The following is a 4,213-nucleotide window of genomic DNA, read 5'->3' as shown; positions in this document are numbered from 1 at the left end:
TGGCTGGCCTGGCTGATGCCGGCCAGCAGCTTGTGAATCGACTGCGTGGCATAGACCACCGCATGTTTGGGGCGGATGCGTTTTTTACCCATCGAGTGGTAGGTGCCGTAAAACGGATGGAAAGCCGCATGCGGCAACCAGGCTTCGTCAAAATGCAGGTTGTCGATGTAGCCGTCCAGCATGCCCTTGATGGTTTCGGTGTTGTACAGAACGCCGTCGTAGGTGGACTGCGTGAGCGTCAGCACCCGTGGCTTGACCTTGGAGGCGTCGACGCCGCTCAAAAGCGGGTTCGCAGCGATTTTGGCCCGGATCGCCTCAGGCTCGAACTCGCTCTGGGGAATGGGTCCGATGATGCCGAAGTGGTTGCGCGTCGGCTTCAAAAATACCGGGATCGAACCCGTCATGATGATGGCGTGCAGGATGGATTTGTGACAGTTGCGGTCCACCACGACCACGTCGCCGGGCGCCACCGTGTGATGCCAGACGATCTTGTTGGAGGTGCTGGTGCCGTTGGTCACGAAGAAGCAATGGTCAGCGTTGAAAATTCGGGCGGCGTTGCGCTCGGACGCCGCCACCGGGCCGGTATGGTCCAGCAACTGGCCCAACTCTTCCACCGCGTTACACACGTCGGCACGCAGCATGTTTTCGCCGAAAAACTGGTGGAACATCTGCCCGACCGGGCTTTTCAGGAAGGCCACGCCGCCGGAATGCCCCGGGCAATGCCAGGAATAAGAACCATCTTCAGCGTAATCCAGCAGGGCCTTGAAAAACGGCGGCTGCACGCCTTCCAGGTAACTCTTGGCTTCACGGATGATGTGGCGCGCCACGAACTCGGGCGTGTCTTCAAACATGTGGATGAAACCGTGCAGTTCGCGCAGGATGTCATTGGGGATGTGGCGCGAGGTTTTTGTCTCGCCGTACACATAGATCGGCACATCGAGATTCTTGCGGCGCACCTCTTCAATGAAGTTGCGCAGATTCAGAACAGCCGGGTCCAGATCGGGTCCGGGGGTGAATTCCTCATCATCAATCGACAAGATGAACGCGCTGGCACGGCTTTGCTGTTGCGCAAACTGCGACAGGTCACCATAACCGGTGACTCCGAGCACCTCAAACCCTTCGCGTTCAATGGCTTGCGCCAGCGAACGAATACTGAGGCCAGAGGTGTTTTCGGAGCGGAAGTCTTCGTCGATGATGATAATGGGGAAGCGAAATTTCATGGTGTAAGCGGATCAGCAGGCTAACCCGGAAGTTGTAGCGGCGATGAATAACAGCGAAGTGTACGGAAATAATGGACGGCACCATCGAGGGACGCTTCATTTGCGCCAAAATGACTCTAATCTTACAAAGGCGCAGGCGCATGACTGAATCAACCATCTGGTGGCTGCTTGCAGGCGGCGCAATAGCTGCCGAGCTACTGACCGGAACCTTCTTCCTGCTGATGATAGCTTTCGGAATGGCTGCAGCAGCGCTGGCCGCACACGCTGGCGCTGGCACCGTGGTGCAACTGCTGGTGGCCGCAGTCATCGGGGGCGGTGCCGTGATCGCCTGTTACTTCGTCAAGAAAAGGCGTCCGTCCGACCCTTCCGCCCGCGCTGACCGCAGCGTCAACCTGGACGTGGGCGAGACGGTTTTCGTCGAGGAATGGAATGCTGACGGCACGGCCACGGTGAAATACCGCGGCGCGAACTGGACCGTCATCCAGCGCGCAGGCCATACACCCTCTGCCGGACTTCATCGGGTCGCAGAACTGGTCGGAAGCCGGTTGCTCGTTGACAAACTTTAACCATCACCACAAGAAAGCCTCTTAATGGAAATCGCGATCCTTCTTTTTGTCATTGCAGTTATCTTCATCACCCGTTCCGTCAAGGTGGTGCCCCAGCAAAACTCATGGGTCATAGAGCGCCTGGGCAAGTACCACGCTTCACTGACACCAGGCCTGAACTTTCTGGTTCCCTTCATTGACCGGGTCGCCTACAAGCACAGCCTCAAGGAAATTCCGCTCGATGTGCCCAGCCAGGTTTGCATTACCCGTGACAACACGCAGTTGCAGGTCGATGGCATTTTGTATTTCCAGGTGACCGACCCGATGCGGGCCAGCTACGGATCGTCCAACTATCTGATGGCGGTGACGCAACTGTCCCAAACTTCGCTGCGCTCCGTGATCGGCAAACTGGAACTCGACAAAACCTTTGAAGAGCGTGAAATCATCAATGCGCAAGTCGTTGCCGCCATTGACGAAGCCGCCCTGAATTGGGGCGTCAAGGTGTTGCGCTACGAAATCAAGGATTTGACTCCGCCCAAGGAAATCTTGCTTGCCATGCAGTCGCAAATTACGGCAGAGCGTGAAAAGCGTGCCCTGATCGCCGCATCCGAAGGCCGCAAACAGGAACAGATCAATATTGCCACCGGCGAGCGCGAAGCCTTCATTGCCCGTTCCGAAGGTGAAAAGCAGGCGGCCATCAACAATGCACAAGGTGAAGCGTCGGCCATCATGGCGGTGGCTGAAGCCAATGCAAAGGCCATCGAGCTGGTTGCTGCAGCGATCAGTCAACCGGGCGGTGCGCAAGCCGTGCAACTCAAGGTGGCAGAAAAAGCCGTTGAGGCCTATTCCAGTGTTGCGAACAAGGCGACCACCACCCTGATCGTGCCCAGCAACATGACCGAAGTATCGGCCCTGATCACGTCGGCCATGAAAATGGTGCAGTCCAGCCAGGCTTGATGGCTACCCCGGGCGGCTCACGGGCACAGGCAAGGCGATGAATCCCAAAAATGTTCTCGGCACAGCGTTGCTGCCTTGCTCTTACGACCCCGTCACCGGATATTTCCGGGATGGCTGCTGCAACACTGACGAGTTCGATTTGGGCGCCCATCTGGTGTGTGTCCGGGTCACGCAGGCATTTTTGACGTTCTCTCGTTCCTGCGGCAATGACCTCATGACGCCAAAGCCCGAGTATCGTTTTGCGGGGCTCAAAGCAGGCCAGCGCTGGTGCCTGTGCGTCAATCGCTGGCGTGAGTCGCTGGAGGCCGGCTGTGCGCCCCCCGTTATTCTGGAGTCCACCCATGTCAAGGCCCTGGAATTTGTCACCATGGCACAACTGGAAAAGCACCGGTTTCAGGGCGCTGAACATTAGCCGGCGTATTTCGTGCGATCTTGCTCCAGACAGAGCCTCAGCACTGCTATAATGGAGAGCTTCGCGGAAGGGTGGATGAGCGGTTTAAGTCACACGCCTGGAAAGCGTGCGTGGGGTTATACCCACCGCGGGTTCGAATCCCGCCTCTTCCGCCAATTGATGAGTATTCATGCGGGTTTCAAAGGTTTTCCAGAACCTTCCCACGTTTTGACCCATGTCAATAACGTAAAGCTGGATGCTCACAAACCAAAGACAAAGCCCGGACTTATGCCGGGCTTTTGTTTTTTCAGCTCACCTCTTTCCTGAAACGCATGGCCAAAAAGTCCCGCCAAGCATCATGCGGCGGCGCTTTTCAAATAAACGGAGCCACTTCTGCCCATCTGAACGCGCCGGTGTTTTACCATGCACGGCGTTTTATCGGTGTGCAATCAACCCATGTGCAGGCCACCGTTGAGCGAGAAGTCCGCGCCCGTGGCGTAACCGCCCTCGTCCGAAGCAATCCAGGCAATGATGGAGGCAATTTCTTCGGGCTTGCCCAGCCGCTTGGCCGGCACGCCCGCTACGATTTTTTCCAGCACTTCGGGACGAATGGCCTTGACCATGTCGGTGCCAATATAGCCCGGGCTCACGGTGTTCACCGTCACGCCTTTGCTGGCCACTTCCTGCGCCAGCGCCATGGTGAAACCATGCAGACCGGCCTTGGCGGTGGAATAGTTGACCTGGCCAAACTGGCCTTTCTGGCCATTGACCGACGAGATGTTGATGATGCGGCCAAAACCCGCCTCAACCATGCCTTCAATGACCTGCTTGGTCACATTGAACATGCTGTCGAGGTTGGTCGAGATCACGGCATCCCAGTCGGCCTTGCTCATCTTGCGGAACTGGCTGTCGCGCGTGATGCCGGCGTTGTTCACCAGCACGCTGACCGGGCCATGCTCTGCCTTGACTTTTTCAAAGGCCGCCACGGTGGAATCCCAGTCACCCACGTTGCCCACCGATGCATAAAAGGTGTAGCCCAGGGCTTTTTGCTCGTCCAGCCACTTGGTGAAGTCGCGCGTGGGGCCGCAGCCCGCCACCAC

5 protein-coding genes and 1 tRNA gene are annotated in these 4,213 nt (G+C 57.4%); 4 read left to right on the top strand and 2 right to left on the bottom strand.

Annotated features, from left to right (window positions below; all coding sequences use genetic code 11):
- On the bottom strand, window positions 1-1,220 hold a 1,220-nt coding region (locus tag Q8K05_RS01075), incomplete at its 3' end, for an Orn/Lys/Arg decarboxylase N-terminal domain-containing protein (protein WP_305244703.1).
- A gap of 140 nt (window positions 1,221-1,360) precedes the next feature.
- Between Q8K05_RS01075 and Q8K05_RS01070 the strand changes: the two genes are divergently transcribed.
- From Q8K05_RS01070 to Q8K05_RS01055, 4 genes are all read left to right on the top strand, one after another.
- Complete coding sequence (locus Q8K05_RS01070) at window positions 1,361-1,786, top strand: NfeD family protein (RefSeq protein ID WP_305244702.1); 426 nt, start codon at window positions 1,361-1,363, stop codon at window positions 1,784-1,786.
- A gap of 24 nt (window positions 1,787-1,810) precedes the next feature.
- Entirely contained in the window at window positions 1,811-2,722 is a 912-nt protein-coding gene (locus Q8K05_RS01065; RefSeq protein WP_305244701.1) for an SPFH domain-containing protein, read from the top strand.
- Between the two features lie 37 nt (window positions 2,723-2,759).
- On the top strand, window positions 2,760-3,134 hold the full coding sequence (locus tag Q8K05_RS01060; RefSeq protein WP_305244700.1) for a DUF2237 family protein: 375 nt from the start codon (window positions 2,760-2,762) through the stop codon (window positions 3,132-3,134).
- A gap of 65 nt (window positions 3,135-3,199) precedes the next feature.
- A tRNA-Ser gene (locus Q8K05_RS01055) sits at window positions 3,200-3,289 on the top strand.
- Between the two features lie 273 nt (window positions 3,290-3,562).
- Here the strand turns inward: Q8K05_RS01055 and phbB are convergent.
- Window positions 3,563-4,213, bottom strand: a 651-nt coding sequence (gene phbB, locus Q8K05_RS01050; RefSeq protein ID WP_305244699.1) for an acetoacetyl-CoA reductase, incomplete at its 5' end; no start/stop codon positions are given.

Source organism: Polaromonas sp., from assembly GCF_030682935.1.
Taxonomy (GTDB): domain Bacteria; phylum Pseudomonadota; class Gammaproteobacteria; order Burkholderiales; family Burkholderiaceae_C; genus Polaromonas.
The sequence above is the reverse complement of the archived record's forward strand: the minus strand, read 5'-3'. Positions and strand labels throughout refer to the sequence as shown.